The 17,882-nt window shown below is 71.5% G+C and carries 16 protein-coding genes and 3 tRNA genes; 8 read left to right on the forward strand and 11 right to left on the reverse strand.

The window, feature by feature from the left end; genetic code table 11:
- Positions 1-34: 34 nt before the first annotated feature.
- From DEJ49_RS17110 to purS, 7 genes are all read right to left on the reverse strand, one after another.
- The gene (locus DEJ49_RS17110; protein WP_150184921.1) at positions 35-835 is read right to left on the reverse strand and encodes a maleylpyruvate isomerase family mycothiol-dependent enzyme; all 801 of its coding nucleotides are present in this window, start codon (positions 833-835) and stop codon (positions 35-37) included.
- 10 nt (positions 836-845) lie between these two features.
- The gene (locus DEJ49_RS17115; RefSeq protein ID WP_150184922.1) at positions 846-1,484 is read right to left on the reverse strand and encodes a TetR/AcrR family transcriptional regulator; all 639 of its coding nucleotides are present in this window, start codon (positions 1,482-1,484) and stop codon (positions 846-848) included.
- Positions 1,485-1,489: 5 nt separating this feature from the next.
- Positions 1,490-2,329, reverse strand: coding sequence for a M23 family metallopeptidase (locus DEJ49_RS17120; protein WP_150184923.1), 840 nt, complete (start codon positions 2,327-2,329; stop codon positions 1,490-1,492).
- A 48-nt stretch (positions 2,330-2,377) separates the two neighbouring features.
- Complete coding sequence (locus DEJ49_RS17125) at positions 2,378-2,884, reverse strand: helix-turn-helix domain-containing protein (protein ID WP_150184924.1); 507 nt, start codon at positions 2,882-2,884, stop codon at positions 2,378-2,380.
- A 184-nt stretch (positions 2,885-3,068) separates the two neighbouring features.
- On the reverse strand, positions 3,069-5,318 hold the full coding sequence (gene purL, locus DEJ49_RS17130) for a phosphoribosylformylglycinamidine synthase subunit PurL (RefSeq protein WP_150184925.1): 2,250 nt from the start codon (positions 5,316-5,318) through the stop codon (positions 3,069-3,071).
- The gene (gene purQ, locus DEJ49_RS17135; protein WP_150184926.1) at positions 5,315-5,995 is read right to left on the reverse strand and encodes a phosphoribosylformylglycinamidine synthase subunit PurQ; all 681 of its coding nucleotides are present in this window, start codon (positions 5,993-5,995) and stop codon (positions 5,315-5,317) included. Before purQ ends, purL begins: the two co-directional genes overlap by 4 nt.
- Positions 5,992-6,273: a phosphoribosylformylglycinamidine synthase subunit PurS gene (gene purS / locus DEJ49_RS17140; RefSeq protein WP_150184927.1), complete on the reverse strand. Its 282-nt coding sequence runs from the start codon at positions 6,271-6,273 to the stop codon at positions 5,992-5,994. The genes purQ and purS overlap by 4 nt, the downstream gene beginning before the upstream one ends.
- 373 nt (positions 6,274-6,646) lie before the next feature.
- On the opposite strand from purS, the gene DEJ49_RS17145 reads away from it, so the two are divergent.
- From DEJ49_RS17145 to DEJ49_RS17180, 8 genes are all read left to right on the forward strand, one after another.
- A complete protein-coding gene (locus DEJ49_RS17145; protein WP_150184928.1) occupies positions 6,647-6,964 on the forward strand; it encodes a histone-like nucleoid-structuring protein Lsr2 in 318 nt (105 codons plus the stop codon).
- Positions 6,965-7,088: 124 nt separating this feature from the next.
- Positions 7,089-7,160 (forward strand) — tRNA-Gly (locus DEJ49_RS17150).
- 79 nt (positions 7,161-7,239) lie between these two features.
- A tRNA-Gly gene (locus DEJ49_RS17155) sits at positions 7,240-7,315 on the forward strand.
- Between the two features lie 124 nt (positions 7,316-7,439).
- On the forward strand, positions 7,440-8,387 hold the full coding sequence (locus tag DEJ49_RS17160; RefSeq protein ID WP_150184929.1) for an ABC transporter ATP-binding protein: 948 nt from the start codon (positions 7,440-7,442) through the stop codon (positions 8,385-8,387).
- Positions 8,384-9,163, forward strand: coding sequence for an ABC transporter permease (locus DEJ49_RS17165; protein ID WP_150184930.1), 780 nt, complete (start codon positions 8,384-8,386; stop codon positions 9,161-9,163). Before DEJ49_RS17160 ends, DEJ49_RS17165 begins: the two co-directional genes overlap by 4 nt.
- The gene (locus tag DEJ49_RS17170) at positions 9,145-10,530 is read left to right on the forward strand and encodes a sensor histidine kinase (protein ID WP_223832871.1); all 1,386 of its coding nucleotides are present in this window, start codon (positions 9,145-9,147) and stop codon (positions 10,528-10,530) included. Before DEJ49_RS17165 ends, DEJ49_RS17170 begins: the two co-directional genes overlap by 19 nt.
- A complete protein-coding gene (locus tag DEJ49_RS17175) occupies positions 10,527-11,135 on the forward strand; it encodes a response regulator transcription factor (RefSeq protein WP_150184931.1) in 609 nt (202 codons plus the stop codon). Before DEJ49_RS17170 ends, DEJ49_RS17175 begins: the two co-directional genes overlap by 4 nt.
- A 23-nt stretch (positions 11,136-11,158) precedes the next feature.
- A tRNA-Gly gene (locus DEJ49_RS17180) sits at positions 11,159-11,234 on the forward strand.
- 60 nt (positions 11,235-11,294) lie between these two features.
- On the opposite strand, the gene DEJ49_RS17185 is transcribed toward DEJ49_RS17180, so the two are convergent.
- From DEJ49_RS17185 to purD, 4 genes are all read right to left on the reverse strand, one after another.
- Positions 11,295-12,191 carry a phosphoribosylaminoimidazolesuccinocarboxamide synthase gene (locus DEJ49_RS17185; protein ID WP_150184932.1) on the reverse strand — a complete coding sequence of 299 codons (897 nt, stop codon included), beginning with the start codon at positions 12,189-12,191 and terminating at the stop codon, positions 11,295-11,297.
- Positions 12,192-12,311: 120 nt separating this feature from the next.
- Positions 12,312-13,802, reverse strand: a complete 1,491-nt coding sequence (locus tag DEJ49_RS17190; protein WP_150184933.1) for a N,N-dimethylformamidase beta subunit family domain-containing protein — start codon at positions 13,800-13,802, stop codon at positions 12,312-12,314.
- A gap of 220 nt (positions 13,803-14,022) precedes the next feature.
- Positions 14,023-16,257, reverse strand: a complete 2,235-nt coding sequence (locus DEJ49_RS17195; RefSeq protein WP_150184934.1) for a hypothetical protein — start codon at positions 16,255-16,257, stop codon at positions 14,023-14,025.
- 340 nt (positions 16,258-16,597) lie between these two features.
- Entirely contained in the window at positions 16,598-17,851 is a 1,254-nt protein-coding gene (gene purD, locus DEJ49_RS17200; protein ID WP_150184935.1) for a phosphoribosylamine--glycine ligase, read from the reverse strand.
- Positions 17,852-17,882: the final 31 nt, after the last annotated feature.

Raw genomic sequence — 17,882 nt, forward strand, 5'->3', positions numbered from 1 at the left:
TCCCGGTTCCATCTCCCGCCGGGCGCGCGTCGGGCTACCCCATGATCGGCAGCAGCCCCGACAGGTCCGCCCGCTCTCCGCTCGCGCTGACCTGCGCCGCGTCGACGGCCGTCGCCCAGTCCGTACGCCCGGTCGCGAGGCGGATCCAGATGAGCGGGTCGGCCTCGACGACGTTGGGCGGGGTGCCGCGGGTGTGCCGGGGACCTTCGACGCACTGCACGACGGCGTACGGCGGAATCCGCACCTCCGTCGACGCGCCGGGCGCCTTCACCGCGAGGGCGTCCGCGAGCAGCCGGGCACAGGCGGCCAGGGCCTGCCGGTCGTACGGCACGTCGAGGTCCGGCACCGCGTCGTTCAAGTCGTCCGTGTGGACGGTGAGTTCGACGGTACGGGTGACGAGGAAGTCGCCGAGGGTCATGGCGCCGAAGCGGGAGGGGACCAGGCGGTCGTCGGAGGCGGCGGCGAGGGACTCCTCGATGCCGGTGAGCGTGCGCGTGAACAGGTCGTCGAGGTCCGCGCCCGCCGTCTCGGCGATCGCCCGGGTGTCCTCGTCGACCTGCGCTGCCGCGGTGACCGTGGCGAACGGCCAGTCCATGAGCGGCACTTCGTGCTTGGCCGGTTCCGGCAGGGCGAGGTAGCGGTGGACGGTGCCGAGGACCATCGCGATGTGTGCCGACAGTTCGCGCACGGTCCAGTCCCCGAGCCGGGTGGGGCGGGCGAGCTGCTCGGGGGTGAGGGTGCGGACCGCGGTGCGTACGTTGCCGAACTGGGCGAGGACGGCGGCGCGGGTCTTGGCGGAATCGTACGAGCGCGTGCGCTTCTTGGCCGGTGGCATGGTGCCGAGCCTAAGCGTTTCCGGGGTACCCCTGTAGTCCCTTTTCGACCAGGTCGAAGGCGCGCTCGGCGGCCTCCGCGCAGTCCTTCGCGATCTCGTCGAGCGGGTCCCCCGCGAGGGTGCGCTCGTGGTTCCGCATGATGAGCGCGTTCCGGGCGCCGATCAGCTGGGCCGCGGCGACCCGGGCGAGAAGCATGTCGCCGGTCTCCTCGGCGAGCTCGTCGGCAAGGAGCTGGACGCTGCGCATGTGGAAGATCACCACGCGGTGCGCGAGCGTCGGTGTCTCCTTGATGAGCTGACGCACCTTGAGGGCGCGCGGGTCACCGCTGAGGCCGATCGACGGGTCGCGTCCGAGGATCTGCTCCTGGAACTGGCGGCGCGCCGCGGTGACCGCGGACTCGCCGGGGCGCCGCTCGCGCACCGCGCGGGCCGGGTCCTCCGCGTGCTCCTCCAGCGGGCCGACGATCACGTCTTCTTTGGTGCCGAAGTAGTTGAAGACGGTCATCTTCGAGACGTCGGCCGCCTCGGCGATCTCCGCCACGGAGACGTGGTCGAAGCCCCGCTCGGAACAGAGGTCCACGGCAACCTGCCAGATCCGCGCGGCGGTCTGCCGTTTCTTGCGCGCGCGCAGCCCCAGCTCCTCAGTCATGCAGGTCACGGTACCGGGGTGGCCTCTTCCCGCACGGTGAACCTCTCGCCGTTCGCGGGCACCCCGACGCCGCGCCAGCGGAAGGGCAGACCCCGGGCCGTCTCCATGTCGGGGCCGTCCATCAGGCTGAAGTGCAGGTGCGGTTCAGTGGAGTTGCCCGAGTTCCCGCACCGGCCGAGCTCCTGCCCGACGGTCACCCGGTCCCCTGCCCGCACGGTGAGCGAACCCTGTTTGACGTGCGCGTACACGGCGTACGTCCCCTCGCCGAGGTCCAGCACGACGTGGTTGCCGACGATGCGGCGGGCGCCGCCGAGCGTCCTGCCGACGCCCTCGACCAGCCAGAAGTACAGGACTCCGATGAGGGAGCTGCGGCTGAGGTGGTCGCGCTGGCCGTCCTCGGCCCGCACGACGGTCGCGTCGGCCACCGCGAGCAGCGGCTCCCCGAAGGCGGGGTAGGCCTGCCCGCGCCGGGCGACCGGCCAGAACCAGACGGGCTTGGGGCGGGCGGGGCCTTCCGCGGGCTCGGCCGTGATGTCGATGGCGTACGTCTGCCCCAGGTGGTGCGTGCCGTGGCTCGGCACCTTGTCGGCGGGGCTGTTCAGCGCGGACCAGCGGCCGGTGACCGGGGGCTCGACCTCGACCGGGGCCGGGGGGTCCGTCTCGATCTGCTTGCGCGCGGAGCGGGACGTCGCCGTGCTGATGCCGATCGCGGCGAGCGCGGGCAGCCAGCTCAGCCAGTAGTTGTACGGCAGCTCGGTGAACTGCCGGACGACGATTTGAGCGAAGAACACGACCCACAGCAGCCGTTGGGCCACAGCGGCACATTTACGCAGGCCTACGGACATCACTTCCCCCTCGTACGGTCGTAAGGTCACAAAGTCGTACGGAACCGGTCAGGTCACCGGCTTCGCCGCCGTGAGCACCACCAGCAGCGGCACCACCCGCCCGGCGGGCACCTCGTAGCGCCCGCGCTCCGTGCTGTGCAGCCAGCCCGCGCCGGTCAGCTGGCGCAGGTGGTGGTAGATCTGGCCGGTCGTGCCGACGTCGTCGAGCGCGGCCAGCTCGGCGGCGGTGCGCAGGCCGCCGAGGATCTCCCGCAGCAGCCGCAGCCGCACGGGATGGCCGAGCGCGGCGAACGACTCGGCCGCCTCCGTCCAGTCACCCTCGAAGACGGACTCGGTCAGCAGGCCGTACTGCCACTCGTACCGGTGCCCGGTCGGCACCCGCACCGTTCCGGTGAACAGGACGGCGCCGTCCGCGTCCTCCGTCACCGGGTGCCGCGCCTTCAGCGCGTCGAGGGCCCAGAAATCGCCCTCTTCCACGGCGGGCGCGGCCGGCCCGGCGCTCTCCAGCTCCGCCATGCGCCGTTCGAGCTCGGCGACGCGATCTTCGAGGCTCATGAGTACGAGATTACGTAAGTTCGTAATTCCTGGCAACCCCGCTCGGGCCCCGTGAGGGGCGCGGGGAACCGTGCGGGCAACAACTGAAAAGCCGCAGACGCCTCTGCCTCATGCTGGGCAGATGCGTCTGCGGCTTCCCTTGGGCTGAGCGCGCAGTTCCCCGCGCCCCTTACGGGGCGATCCGTCAGGCGAAGAGCTCCGGCAGCGTCCGCTCGTGCGCCGTGCGCAGCTCGCTCAGCGGCAGCGTGAACTCACCCTGTACGTCGACCGCGTCTCCGTCGACCACGCCGATGCGGCGGACGGGCAGACCCCGCGCCCCGCACATGTCGGTGAAGCGCAGTTCCTCGCTCCGCGGCACCGAGACGACCGCGCGCCCCGCCGACTCGGAGAAGAGGAAGGTGAACGCGTCCAGACCGTCCGGCACGACGAGCCGCGCACCGCGACCGCCCCGCAGGCACGACTCGGTGACGGCCTGCACGAGCCCGCCGTCCGACAGGTCGTGCGCGGCGTCGATCATGCCGTCGCGCGAGGCCGAGATCAGGATGTCGGCGAGCAGCTTCTCGCGCGCCAGGTCGACCTTGGGCGGGAGCCCGCCGAGGTGGCCGTGGATCACCTGCGACCAGGCCGAACCGCCGAACTCCTCGTGCGTGTCGCCGAGCAGGTAGAGGAGCTGGCCCTCTTCCGCGAACGCCATCGGCGTACGCCGCGCGACGTCGTCGATCACACCGAGCACGGCGACGACGGGCGTCGGGTGGATCGCCGCCTCACCGGTCTGGTTGTACAGCGAGACGTTGCCGCCGGTGACCGGGGTGCCCAGCTCCAGGCAGCCGTCCGCGAGGCCGCGGATGGCCTCGGCGAACTGCCACATGACGTCCGGGTCCTCGGGCGAGCCGAAGTTCAGGCAGTCCGAGATCGCGAGGGGCTTGGCGCCGGACGCGGCCACGTTGCGGTACGACTCGGCGAGCGCGAGCTGCGCGCCCGTGTACGGGTCGAGCTTCGCGAACCGGCCGTTGCCGTCGGTGGCGATGGCGACGCCGAGGCCCGTCTCCTCGTTGATCCGGATCATCCCGGAGTCCTCGGGCTGGGCGAGCACGGTGTTGCCCTGCACGAAGCGGTCGTACTGGTCGGTGACCCAGGACTTCGCGGCCTGGTTCGGGGCGGCGACCAGCTTGAGGACCTGCTCGCGCAGCTCCTCGCCGTTCGCCGGGCGGGCCAGCTTGTTCGCGTCGTCGGCCTGGAGGGCGTCCTGCCAGGACGGGCGGGCGTACGGGCGCTCGTAGACCGGGCCGTCGTGCGCGACCGTGCGCGGGTCGACGTCGACGATCTTCTCGCCGTGCCAGAAGATCTCCAGGCGGTCGCCGTCCGTCACCTCACCCACGACGGTGGCGATGACGTCCCACTTCTCGCAGATCTCCAGGAAACGGTCGACCTTCTCCGGCTCCACGACCGCGCACATGCGTTCCTGCGACTCACTCATGAGGATTTCCTCAGGGGTGAGCGTGGAGTCGCGCAGCGGCACGTCGTCCAGCTCGACGCGCATGCCGCCCGAGCCGTTGGACGCCAGCTCGGAGGTCGCGCAGGAGAGCCCGGCGGCACCGAGGTCCTGGATGCCGACGACGAGCTTCTCGGCGAAGGCCTCCAGGGTGCACTCGATGAGGAGCTTCTCCTGGAAGGGGTCGCCGACCTGGACGGCGGGGCGCTTGCTCGGCTTCGTGTCGTCGAAGGTCTCGGAGGCCAGGATCGAGGCGCCGCCGATGCCGTCGCCGCCCGTGCGAGCGCCGTACAGGATGACCTTGTTGCCGGGGCCGGACGCCTTCGCGAGGTGGATGTCCTCGTGCCGCATCACGCCGATGGCACCGGCGTTGACCAGCGGGTTGCCCTGGTAGCAGGCGTCGAAGACGAGCTCGCCGCCGATGTTGGGCAGACCGAGGCAGTTGCCGTAGCCACCGATGCCCGCGACGACGCCGGGGAGCACGCGCTTGGTGTCGGGGTGCTGGGCGTCGCCCATGCGCAGCGGATCCACGACCGCGACCGGGCGGGCGCCCATCGCGATGATGTCGCGGACGATGCCGCCGACGCCGGTGGCCGCGCCCTGGTAGGGCTCGACGTACGACGGGTGGTTGTGGGACTCGACCTTGAAGGTGACCGCGTAGCCCTGGCCGACGTCGACGACGCCGGCGTTCTCACCGATGCCGACGAGCATCGCGTCGTTCTGGGGGACCTTCTCGCCGAACTGCTTCAGGTGGATCTTGCTGCTCTTGTACGAGCAGTGCTCGGACCACATGACGGAGTACATGGCGAGCTCGGCGCCGGTCGGGCGGCGGCCGAGGATCTCGCGGACGCGCTCGTACTCGTCTTCCTTCAGGCCCAGTTCGGCCCAGGGGAGCTTGACGTCGGGCGTCTCGCTCGCGTGCTTGACGGTGTCCAGAGTCATGCGTTGACCAGCTTCTTCAGGATCGAGGTGAAGAATCCGAGGCCGTCGGTGCGGCCGGTCCCGATCAGCGGCTCGACGGCGTGCTCGGGGTGCGGCATGAGGCCGACGACGTTGCCCGCCTCGTTGGTGATGCCGGCGATGTCACGGAGCGAGCCGTTGGGGTTGCCGTCGAGGTAGCGGAAGGCGACGCGGCCCTCGGCCTCCAGCATGTCCAGCGTCCGCTCGTCGGCGGTGTACTGCCCGTCGATGTTCTTCAGCGGGATCCGGATCTCCTGCCCCGCCGTGTAGTCGGCGGTCCAGGCGGTCTCCGCGTTCTCCACGCGCAGCTTCTGCTCCCGGCAGATGAAGTGCAGGTGGTTGTTGCGCAGCATCGCGCCCGGCAGGAGGTGCGTCTCGGTGAGCACCTGGAAGCCGTTGCAGATGCCGAGGACCGGCATTCCGGCCTTCGCCTGCTCGATGACGGACTCCATCACCGGCGAGAAACGCGAGATGGCGCCGGCCCGCAGATAGTCGCCGTAGGAGAAGCCGCCGGGCAGCACCACGGCGTCGACCTGCTTGAGGTCCTTGTCCTTGTGCCACAGCGGCACGGCTTCGGCGCCCGCCACGCGGACGGCACGCTGGGTGTCGCGGTCGTCGAGGGTTCCCGGGAAAGTGACGACTCCAATTCGAGCAGTCACTTCGCGGCCTCCTCGGCCTTCCGCGTCTCCTGGACTTCTTCGACCTTTACGACGAAGTCTTCGATCACGGTGTTGGCGAGGAAGGTTTCCGCCAACTCGTGGATACGGGCGAGGGCCGCGGCATCCACGGGCCCGTCCACCTCGAGTTCGAAGCGCTTTCCCTGACGTACGTCGGAGATGCCCTGGAAACCGAGGCGCGGCAGTGCACGCTGCACCGCCTGGCCCTGGGGGTCGAGGATCTCCGGCTTGAGCATGACGTCGACTACGACGCGTGCCACTGGCACTCCCGGTGTGTGGTGCTGGCGTGTGCTGCTTGCTGGGTGCTGAGCAGGTTCCTTCAGACTACCGGCACAAAAATTCTACTCGCGTAGATTCGTAGCAACCTACGAGATGACGGTCACGTTCCGGTGCTCAAACAGGTTTCGAACCGAGAACCTTCACCATGAATCCATGAAAGATCACGCAACGTCATTGGAACCTGACACGCGGAGGTATTAGGACAGGCTTCACAATGCATTGCCGGGCACTGTACAAAGGAAAAGGCAATAGTCGATACTTTGCCGAAAACATCCGTGCAGTCGGCATGACAGTCGGCATCACCGCATGTCAACGCGGTACACGCGGGAGAGCCGCGCGAAGGGACCGATATTCGTGGCGCAACGTGTCGTGGTCACTCTCTTTGACGACATCGACGGCGGGGAAGCGGCGGAAACGGTCGCGTTCGCTCTGGACGGCACGTCGTACGAGATCGACCTCAATCAAACCAATGCAGAGAAACTGCGCGGGGCACTTGCCCCGTACCTGGAGGCCGCCCGCAAGCGGTCGCGGTCCGGCATGGCGTTCCGGCACACGGCCCTGTCCCCCGACCCGTCGGCGGTCCGCGCCTGGGCGCGCTCGCACCACATGAACGTCCCGCCGCGCGGCCGCATCCCGAAGAAGGTCTACGAGGCGTTCGAAGCGGCCAACTAGCGCCCGCCGGAACACCGCGTCCGCGCCCCTCAGGACAACCGACTTGCGCTGCACCCCCGCAGATCGGCTAGAGTCTGGAGCACGCCGAGGGGCGAGGCCGAAAGGCCGGGCCCCAAGGAGTCGTGCGGGTGTAGTTCAGTAGTAGAACATCCCCCTTCCAGGGGGAAGGCGCAGTGTGCAATTCCTGTCACCCGCTCTGCACCGCTCACCGACCGGTCCTCCGGTTGCGGTAAGCTGGTGCCCGCGCCGATCAGAGAGAGCTGGTCGGAGGCAATGCGAACGTAGCTCAGTTGGTAGAGCGCAACCTTGCCAAGGTTGAGGTCGCGAGTTCGAACCTCGTCGTTCGCTCCATATGAGAGGCCCCGGTCGATTCGACCGGGGCCTTCTTCGTGTCCCTGCGGCTTCTGACATTTGTCATACGGGCCGGTGACAGCGCGCACTGCCGACCGCTCCCCGGCCGGGAGACGCTCGAACCATGACGGACCAAGTGATCGACGTGACCGATCTGCGGCGCGTGTACGGGGGCGGTTTCGAGGCGGTACGCGGGGTCTCCTTCGCCGTGGGCCGCGGCGAACTGTTCGCGCTCCTCGGCACCAACGGCGCCGGCAAGACATCCACCCTCGAACTCCTCGAGGGGCTCGCCGCCCCGGCCGGCGGACGCGTGCGCGTCCTCGGGCACGACCCGTACACCGAACGCGCCCAAGTACGGCCCCGCATCGGCGTCATGCTCCAGGAAGGCGGATTCCCCGCCGAGTTGACCGTCCAGGAGACCGCCCGCATGTGGGCCGGGTGCACCAGCGGCGCCATGCCCGTCGGCGAGGCCCTGGACGTCGTCGGGCTCGGCAAACGGTCCGGCGTCCGCGTGAAACAGCTGTCCGGCGGCGAGAAGCGCCGACTCGACCTCGCCATGGCGCTCCTCGGCAGGCCCGAGGTGCTCTTCCTCGACGAACCCACCACAGGGCTCGACGCCGAAGGGCGCCGCGAGACCTGGAAGTTGGTGCGGGACCTGCGCGACAACGGCACGACCGTGCTGCTCACCACGCACTACCTGGAAGAGGCCGAGGAACTCGCCGACCGGCTCGCGATCCTCCACGAGGGCCGGATCGCCGCCGCGGGACGCGTCTCCGACGTGGTCGCAAGCCAGCCCTCGCACATCTCCTTCGAGCTGCCCGACGGCTACTTCGTCGGCGACCTGCCGCCCCTCGGCGAGCTGGGCGTGACCGGCCACGAGACGACGGGACGCCGGGTCCGGCTGCGTACGAACGAACTCCAGCACGCGGCCACCGGGCTGCTGTTGTGGGCCAGGGACGCGCGCGTCGAGCTCACCGGACTCGACGTACGGGCCGCGTCCCTGGAAGAGGCGTTCCTGCGGATCGCGCGCGCCGCCGAGAACGACGCGAAGAGCAAGGAGATGGCGGCATGAGCACGATGACCATGACGACGCCCGCGGGGCGCATGCGGGCGCTCGCGCGCTCCGAGATGACGCTGCTCGGGCGGAGCAAGGGCACGCTGTTCGCGGCGCTGTTCGTGCCGCTGATCATCCCGTTCAGCATGCGGCAGGCCGCCGACGGCATGGACCTCAAGGGCACCGGACTCGACGTCGGCACCGTTGTGCTGCCGAGCGCCCTCGGCTTCTCCCTGCTCTTCGCCGTCTACTCGGCACTGACCGCCGTCTACGTCGCACGCCGCGAGGAACTCGTACTGAAGCGGCTGCGCACCGGCGAGCTGCGGGATCCCGAGATCCTGGCGGGCGCCGCACTGCCCTCGGTCCTCATCGGCGTCGTGCAGTGCCTCGTCCTCTCCGTGGGCTGCGCGGTGCTCCTCGACGCGGGGGCGCCGAGCGCGCCGCACCTCGTCGTCCTCGGCATCGCCGCGGGGCTCGTGATGTTCGCCGCGCTGGCCGCCGTCACCGGCAGCTTCAGCAGGTCCACCGAGTCCGCGCAGGTCATGACGATGCCGCTGATCTTCGTGTCGATGATCGGCTCCGGGCTCTTCGTCCCGCTCGAGGTCATGCCCGACAAGCTCGCCTCGGTCTGCGAGCTCCTTCCGCTGTCGCCCGTCATCGAGCTGATCCGCGGCGGCTGGGCGGGCAACCTCTCGGCGGGCGACGCGCTCGGCGCGGCCGCCACCGCGGTGGCCTGGACCGTCCTCGCGGTGTTTGCTGTACGGCGGTGGTTCCGGTGGGAACCCCGGCACTGAGGGAGGCGACGGACGTGGTCGGCCGGATGCGGGCCTGGCAGCGGAGCTGGCACGGGCGCAGCAAGATCGAGAAGGTCGAGTTCCAGTCGACGGTGACCTGGCACCTGATGCCGTGGGTCTTCCTCCTCAGTTGGGTCTCGGTCCCGCTCGGCCTGGGCCTGCGCCACGACCTCGCCCCGCAGCTCTTCGGGTGGGGACTGATGGTGTCGGGCGCCGCGCAGTGCCTGCACGCCAGTCGGTCGCTGCGCCGCTCCGTCGACCACTACCTGCGACGGGCACCGCTGCCGCGCCGCGACCTCGTCGTCGCGGGCGTCCTCATGACCACCACGATGGGTCTCGCCGTGGGCCTCCAGGCGGTGGACGGAGTCCCCTCGGAGATGCTGGGCATCACCGCCCTGTTCGTACCGATGCCGTTCGCCCAGTCGCTCGCCTTCTCCGCCACGATCCGCGGCTACGCGACCCGAATGGCGTTGGTCGCCGCCGTGTCCGTCGGCGCCTTCGCCGCCGCCGGGGCGCGCGGCGGGCAGCTCGTCGCGATCGGCGTGATCATCGCCTTCGCGGGCTTCCTCGCGCTGATCTCCGCGCGCTGCGGCGCCTGGACGCTCTCCGTGATGTGGGAGGCCGACCGGGCCCGCGAGGTCGAGGCGCGGCTCGCGGTCGCCGAGGAACGGCTGCGGTTCGGGCGGGACCTGCACGACGTCATGGGCCGCAACCTCGCCGTCATCGCCCTCAAGAGCGAGCTCGCGGTACAGCTCGCGCGCCGGGGACGCCCGGAGGCCGTGGACCAGATGGTCGAGGTGCAGCGGATCGCGCAGGAGTCGCAGCGGGAAGTACGAGAAGTCGTACGCGGCTACCGCGAGGTCGACCTGAAGGTGGAACTCACCGGCGCGCAGGGCGTGTTGGAGGCGGCCGGAATCAAGTGCCGGGTCAGCGGGTCCGAGGTGACACTGCCCGCGTCGGTGCAGTCGGCGCTGGGCTGGGTCGTACGGGAAGCGGCGACGAACGTGCTGCGGCACGGTGACGCGGGGCGATGCGACATCGCCCTCGCGGTGAGTGAGGGGCGGGCGACGTTGAGCGTGGAGAACGACGGGGTACCGGAGGTCGTGCCGGGGGGACGTGGGCCGGGGCCCGCGGGGCGGGGATCCGGTCTCGCGGGGCGGGGGTCCGGTCTCGCCGGGCTGCGGGAGCGGCTCGCCGCGGTGGGCGGGACGCTGGACTCCACGTCCGGCGACGGGGTCTTCCGGCTGGCCGTGCAGGTACCGCTGCCGACGCCTTCGGAGCGGACGGGTGCGCGGGAGCGGGCGGAGCAGAAGCACGGGAGCGGTGAAAGCGAAGGAAGCGGCCTGGGCAGGAGGGAGGCGGCGTGAGTCTTCGTGTGCTGCTGGCCGATGACGAGCACCTCATCCGAGGGGCGCTCGCCGCGCTGCTCGCCCTGGAGGACGACCTCGTCGTCGTCGCCGAGGCCGCGTCGGGGCCCGAGGCGCTCGCCATGGCCCGCGCCCACCGCCCCGACGTCGCCGTCCTCGATCTGCAGATGCCGGGCGCCGACGGTGTGAGTGTGGCCACATCCCTGCGCGACGAACTCCCCGGCTGCAGGACCATGATCGTGACGAGTCATGGCAGACCCGGACATCTGAAACGGGCCCTCGCGGTCGGCGTACGAGGCTTCGTGCCGAAGACCGTCAGCGCCCAGCGGCTCGCCGAGATCATCCGGACCGTGCACGCCGGAAACCGTTACGTGGACCCGGAGTTGGCCGCCGACGCCATCTCCGCCGGGGACTCCCCGCTGACCGCCCGCGAGGCCGAGGTGCTCGAACTCGCCGCCGACGGCGCGCCCGTCGCGGAGATCGCCGAGCGCGCCGCGCTCTCCCAGGGAACCGTCCGCAACTACCTCTCCTCGGCGGCCACCAAAATCGGTGCCGAGAACCGGCATGCCGCGGTGCGTCTCGCACGCGAGCGAGGTTGGGTATAGTTGTCCTCGCGCCACGGCGCAACGCGGACGTAGCTCAGTTGGTAGAGCGCAACCTTGCCAAGGTTGAGGTCGCCAGTTCGAACCTGGTCGTCCGCTCCAGATGAAAGACCCCGGTCCATCGGACCGGGGTCTTCTTCGTTCTCGTTCCCTACCCCCCGCTCACCAGGGCGTGCCGGTGAGCCGCTCGTACGCCTCGATGTACTTGGCGCGTGTGGCGTCCACCACGTCCTGCGGCAGCGCGGGCGGCGGCTGCTCGCTCGTGCGGTCCCAGCCCGAGGCCGGCGAGGTCAGCCAGTTCCGCACGAACTGCTTGTCGTACGACGGCTGGGGGCGGCCCGGCTCCCACTGGTCCGCGGGCCAGAACCGCGAGGAGTCCGGGGTCAGGACCTCGTCGGCGAGGATGAGCTCCTCCCCGGCGAAGCCGAACTCGAACTTCGTGTCGGCGAGGATCAGGCCGCGCTCGCGTGCGATGTCCAGCGCCCTGCCGTAGACGGCGAGGGTCGTCTGGCGCAGCTGCGCCGCGGTCTCCGCGCCGACCTGGCGGGCGACCTCCTCGTACGACACGTTCTCGTCGTGCTCGCCGACGGCGGCCTTCGCGGCGGGCGTGAAGATCGGCGCGGGCAGCTCCGAGCCGTCGACCAGGCCCTCGGGCAGGGCGAGGCCGCAGACCGTACGCGACTCCTTGTACTCCAGGAGGCCCGAGCCCGTCAGATAGCCGCGGGCGACGCACTCGACCGGGACCATCTCCAGGGACCTGCAGACCAGCGTGCGGCCCTCCCAGTCGGCGGGCGCGCCCTTCGGCAGCTCCGTGGAGATGACGTGGTTCGGGACGAGGTCGGCGAGCTGGTCGAACCACCACAGGGAGAGCTGGGTGAGGACGCGGCCCTTGTCGGGGATCTCCGACGGCAGCACCCAGTCATAGGCGGAGAGGCGGTCGCTGGCGACCATGACGAGCTCGCCCGCCTCGTTCTGGTACAGCTCGCGCACCTTGCCGGTGTGGAGGTGGACCAGGCCCGGCACCTGGAGCGGCTCGGGCTTTTCTACGAATCCGGACACGGTTCCCTCCCGTGGTTCTGGCCAAGTGAGGTCGATTCTCCCGTATGGGAGGTGTGGTTTTGGCCAGGGGTTGAGTGGGGCGGTCGAATGGGGCGGTCATGCGACGGACGGACGGGGTGGTCAGTCACGCTTGCAGATGCGGTCCAGGAGGTTGGCCGTGGCGCGCTGGATACGGGCGTCGACATGGCCTGGACGGTCCAGTGCCGGGGACCAGGCGAAGGTGCCGGAGGCGAAGACGAGGGCGCCGGACGGGGCGCGGTAGAGGGACGACTCCTGGTGGCGGACGACGCCCTCGGTGTCCTCGTACGGGGAGTGGGCGAGCAGGATGCGGCCCTGGTGCTCGGGGAGCGCCGTCCGGGGGAAGTAGCGGTCGGCCTCGCCCGCGACGAGCCCGTCGATCTCGTCGCCGTCGTGCGCCCCCGTGGCCTCCCACAGCCAGTGGTCGGCGTTGCGGACGACGAGGGGCCGCGGCTCGGGTACGCGGCCCGCGTACTGGATGCCGAGGAGCTGCTGCTCGGCCGCCTTGCCGCCGTCCCGCTCGCGCCAGAGGGCCGGTTTGCCGGGGCCGCGGCGCTTGCGGCAGGTGAGGAGCCGGTCCTCGACACCGGAGGCCGACGCGCTCAACTCCACTTGCCAGTACATGGTGTTGGCGGAGAGGAAGACCAGTGACGTGCCGTGCTCGCGGGCCTGCTCCGTGGTGCGGCGCATGCTCGGCGACCAGTACTCGTCGTGACCCGGGAAGACCAGGCCCCGGTACCGGGTGGGGTCGACGCGGCCCGCGTGCAGGTCGCGGGCGTCCGCGTACGCCAGGTCGTATCCGTACCGCTCGGCCCAGCGGATGAAGTCGTAGGCGTGGCCCACGTGCAGGGGGAGGCCCGCGCCCGCGTACGGCCGGTCGAAGGAGACCGTGACGGCGGCCTCGCTCTCGCCGAGCAGCGCGCCCTGCTCGTCCCACGCGTGGTACAGGCTGGCGCCCGTGCGGCCGTCCTCGGGGTAGAGGTTGTACGCCTGCCAGGTGACGTCGGGCAGGAGCAGCAGGAGGTCGGCGGGGTGGTCGTCGCGGACCGTGAAGGGGACGTGCGAGCGGTACCCGTCGGCGGTGGTCAGGACCGCGACGTACGCCCCGACGTTCCAGTAGCTCGGGATCTGCAGGCGCCAGGAGAGCCACCAGTGGTGGCAGGAGACGGTGCGGTCGGCGGTGAGCGGGGCGGGCTGGACGATGCCGGAGAGCCGGGGGCTGGTGGTGATCTTGCTGGCGCCGTCTCCTCCGTAGTGCCCGATGCGGTAGATGTCGACGCTGAACTGCTGGGGCGGGTCGACGGTGACGTGGAAGTCGATGGCCTCGCCGGGCGCGGCGGCGCCGGTGGAGGTGAACCCTTTGATCTGGCAGTGCACGTCGTCGGCGTTGATCGGGCCGCCGGTGCGCGGGGCCGGGATGTCGGCGGCGCCGGGGGCCGGGGCGTGGTCGATGTACCAGGGCACGACGTGGCCGGTGTCGTCGAAGTAGTGCTCGGTTCCGCGCAGCCAGGGCAGCGGGCCCTGGCCGAAAGGGTCCGATACGGCGTGCGCCAGCGCACCCGATTCCCATCGGCGGTTCGGCTCCGACCTCATCTGTGCCCCTCCCTCGCTCCCCCGAGCCTGCGCCGCCCTGTGGTGCATACGGTCCGGCAGCCGCTCCCAGCACATCACATTACGCACGCGCCCCGTCACCGTTCGTCGCGAATTGATATGAACGGAGCGTGATGCTCCGGGAGGGGCGGGGGTGGGGGGTGGGGGTGCGTGGAGGAGGCTGCCTGCGGGTCCACGGGCTCGGGGTCGTGGGACCGCGCGGTCAGACCAGGCGGACCGGTTTTTCTGAGCGGATGCCCAGGCGGGTGAGCCAGTCCCGCAGCGGGGTCGGGTCGCCGTCCTCGACGAGGCTCGTCACGCGCGGGGTGAGATCCGTCGCGCGCTCGCCGCCCACCAGGAGCGCGGGGCCGTCGAGCCAGTCGAGGCCGGGAGCGGCGCCCGCGGTGTCGACGGCCGCGCAGCACACCATCGCCGTGACGTGGTCGACGAGCAGCTCACGGCCGGTGCGGGGCGGCTGCAGCGGGAAGAGCGGCAACGCGCCGTCGTCCCAGAGCGCTTCGTCCGGGCTCTGCCCGGTGGGGGCGGGACGTGGGGGCGCGGCGGCTTCCTCGCGTGCGATCTCGGCGGTGAGCCCGGCGGCGAGCATGCCGCTCCGGCTCTCGTCGTCGCCGTCGTCGGCGCCTTCGTCGACCTCGGGGAAGAGGGAGGCGGCGCGCTCGGGGTCGTCCAGGCCGTCGGCGGTTGAGTGGGTAATGGGGGTGGGGGTGGCTTCCGGGGCGGCGGGGGTGGGGGTCGGCTCGTCCGGGGCGGCGGGAGTGGGGCTGGCGGCATCCAGGGCCGTGGGGGCGACGGACAGGTCGGTGGAGGTGGCCTCGTCCGGGGCGGCGGGGGCGTCGGCTGTCGCTTCGGTGGTGGCCGGGGTGGCAGAGGTGGTGGTGGCCGGCCTGGTGGGGGCCACGGTGTCCGGGGATGCGGAAGTGGCGGCGTCCGCGTCGGTGGACGTGGAGGAGATAGCCGTGGCGGCGTCCGCGTCGGTGGACGTGGAGGAGATGGCCGTGGTGGTGTCCGGGGCCGGCGGTTGCGGGAGCCGGGGCGCGTACTCGGCGGGGTCACTCTCCGTAGCGCTCTGCGGGGTTGTCGTCAGATGGGTCAGGACGCGGTCGAGGGTCGGGACCTTCGGGGCCGAGGTGACCCGGCCGGCGGGGGCGTCCGTTTCCAGGGCGTCCAGGACCCGGTGCAGCCGCGCCGCGTCCATGCGCCATTTTCGGTCGACGACCTCGTCCGGGTACTCCTGCCAGGCCACCGGCGCCCAGTCCGGCCCCGACTCCGCGGGGCCGCCGTGAAAGAGGCGCGCGGCGAGCAGTGACGCCGCCTCGTCCACCGAACCCGGCTCCTCCAGGAGGTCACAGGCAGGACGCTCGCCGAGGCGTGAGGCGAAGCCCTCCGCCAACCGGTCCCTGCGCGACAGCTCCGTCAGCGCGGAGACCACGCCCGCGTCGAGGCGCGAGGGCCAGCGCCCCATGCGCCAGGCGGGCAGGGCGACCCGGGTGAGGAGACGGTCCCAGCCCGCGTACGCGAGCCCGACCTGCTCCTGCGCGACGATCCGCACGCCGTAGTCCACGGTCTGGGCCCGCTCCGCCGCGGCCGCGGCGACCCCGCGCTCCATCTCGGCGGCGTGGACCCGGCAGTGCCGCAGCAGGAGCCGGGCGACCCGCCCGACGCCGCCGAGCGCCACCCTGGCCAGCGGCCCGCGCCCCGGTGCCGAGGCGACCGCGACCGCCGCGTCGAGCCCGCGCACGAAGCGCCGGGCGGCGGCTATGTCGGGGTGCGCCGAGGGCCCCGTACCCGCCACGACGGGCGCGAGCACCGCGCGGAGCTCGCCGACGCGCATCCACCACAGGAACGGGGAGCCGATGACGAGGACCGGGGCGACGGGGCCGACGGGGGTGGCGGAGGTGACGGAGGCGGCAACCCCGCCTGCGCCGCCACCGGAGCCGATGGCCGCACCGGCGGCGCCCCGCGCGTGCGCGTTCCGGGCCTCCGACGTCCCCGCCCGACCCCGGCCCTGCCCCGTCTGCGGCCCGTGCGCCGGATGCGTACGGTCCTCGAGCCAGCTGTCGCAGTCCGGGGTGAGCGCTATCGCCGAGGGCGCGGGTACGCCAAGGCGGTCGGCGAGGTCCCGCACCAGGCGGTACAGATCGGGCGCCGACTCCTCGGCGATCGGCACGGTGGGGCTCAGGGCGGGCCGCGCCCGCGCGACGACCAGGCCCACCGCACCCGCGGCGAGCAGGACGAGCAGCGCGACGACCGCCACGGTCCAGCTCGCGACGTACCAACTCCCGCCACCGGCATGCCCCGTGGCCCCCGCCGCGAACAGCACGACGGCGGCGGCCGCGGGCAGCAGGGCGACGGCCAGCGCTCTGCTGCGCAGACGCAGCACGGCGAGGGCCCGGGAGCGCGCGGCCTGCGCGCCCACCTCTACACCCGTACCTGACACGACCGATGGCACCCCCTGCTGCCTACTGTTCGGTCGCCGCCGGCCGGAGCCGACGGCGCACTTCAACGGCGTTGGTCTTGCTCACTCCCCCACTGTGGCACCCGCCACCGACATCGCAATGCCGGTGGTCTGTTTGGCTCTGGGCGCCTTGAACGCTTTCGCCGCACCCTAGTTGGGGTGCCGGTCGTCGTCAGCCGGATGGGCCACCGGTCACCCGATGGAATGGCTTTGGCTAAAGCTGAATGCCGAAAGGGCCCCGGATCCAGTGTCAGATCCGGGGCCCTGGGGGTTCGGGGTGGCCGAAAATTCACGCGCCGGCGGCGTGGGGAAGCCGCGTGCGTCACGCCTCCGTGGCGGCCTTCGCCGCGATGTCGGTGCGGTGCTGGGACCCGTCGAGGCGGATACGGGACAGCGCGGCGTACGCCCGCTCGCGCGCCTCGGTGAGGCCCTCTCCGACCGCCGTCACGGACAGCACGCGGCCCCCCGCGCTGACGATGGCGTCGCCGTCGCGCTTCGTTCCGGCGTGCAGGACGTACGCATCCGGGGCATCCTGCGCCGAGACCTCGTCCAGGCCCTCGATGGGGTCCCCCGTGCGTGGCGTACCCGGGTAGTTGTACGAGGCCACGACCACGGTCACCGCGGCGTCGTCGCTCCAGCGCAGCGGGGGCAGGTCGGCGAGGTTGCCGGTCGCCGCGGCCATCAGGAGCCCGGCGAGCGGGGTCTTGAGGCGGGCGAGGACGACCTGGGTCTCGGGGTCGCCGAAGCGGGCGTTGAATTCAATGACACGCACGCCGCGGCTCGTGATCGCGAGCCCCGCGTACAGCAGTCCCGCGAACGGGGTGCCGCGGCGGCGCAGCTCGTCCACGGTCGGCTGCAGCACGCTCTGCATGACCTCGTCGACGAGCTTCGGGTCGGCCCACGGGAGGGGCGAGTACGCGCCCATGCCGCCCGTGTTCGGGCCCTCGTCGCCGTCGAGCGCGCGCTTGAAGTCCTGGGCGGGCTGGAGCGGGACGACCGTCTCGCCGTCGGTGACGGCGAAGAGGGAGACCTCGGGGCCGTCCAGGAACTCCTCGATGACGACGCGGTCGCAGGCGAGGGCGTGGGCGCGGGCCACGTCGACGTCGTCCGTGACGACGACTCCCTTGCCGGCGGCGAGCCCGTCGTCCTTGACGACGTACGGCGCTCCGAACGCGTCGAGTGCCTCGTCGATCTCGGCGGGGGTGGTGCAGACGTACGACCGGGCGGTCGGCACGCTCGCGCCTGCCATCACGTCCTTGGCGAACGCCTTGGAGCCCTCCAGCTGGGCGGCTTCCTTGGAGGGGCCGAAGCAGGGGATGCCCGCGTCGCGCACGGCGTCGGCGACGCCGGCCACGAGGGGGGCCTCCGGGCCCACGATGACGAGCCCCGCGCCCAGGCGCTGGGCGAGGCCCGCCACGGCGGCGCCGTCGAGGGCGTCGACGGCGTGCAGCTCGGCCACTTCTGCGATGCCGGCGTTGCCGGGGGCGCAGTGCAGCTCGGAGACGTCGGGGTCGAGGGACAGAGAGCGGCACAGGGCGTGTTCGCGGGCACCACTGCCGATGACGAGGACCTTCACGGGGTCAGGGTAGCCCGCGCGGCTCCTCCCG

This window comes from Streptomyces venezuelae (assembly GCF_008642335.1).
Classification (GTDB): Bacteria; Actinomycetota; Actinomycetes; order Streptomycetales; family Streptomycetaceae; genus Streptomyces; species Streptomyces venezuelae_F.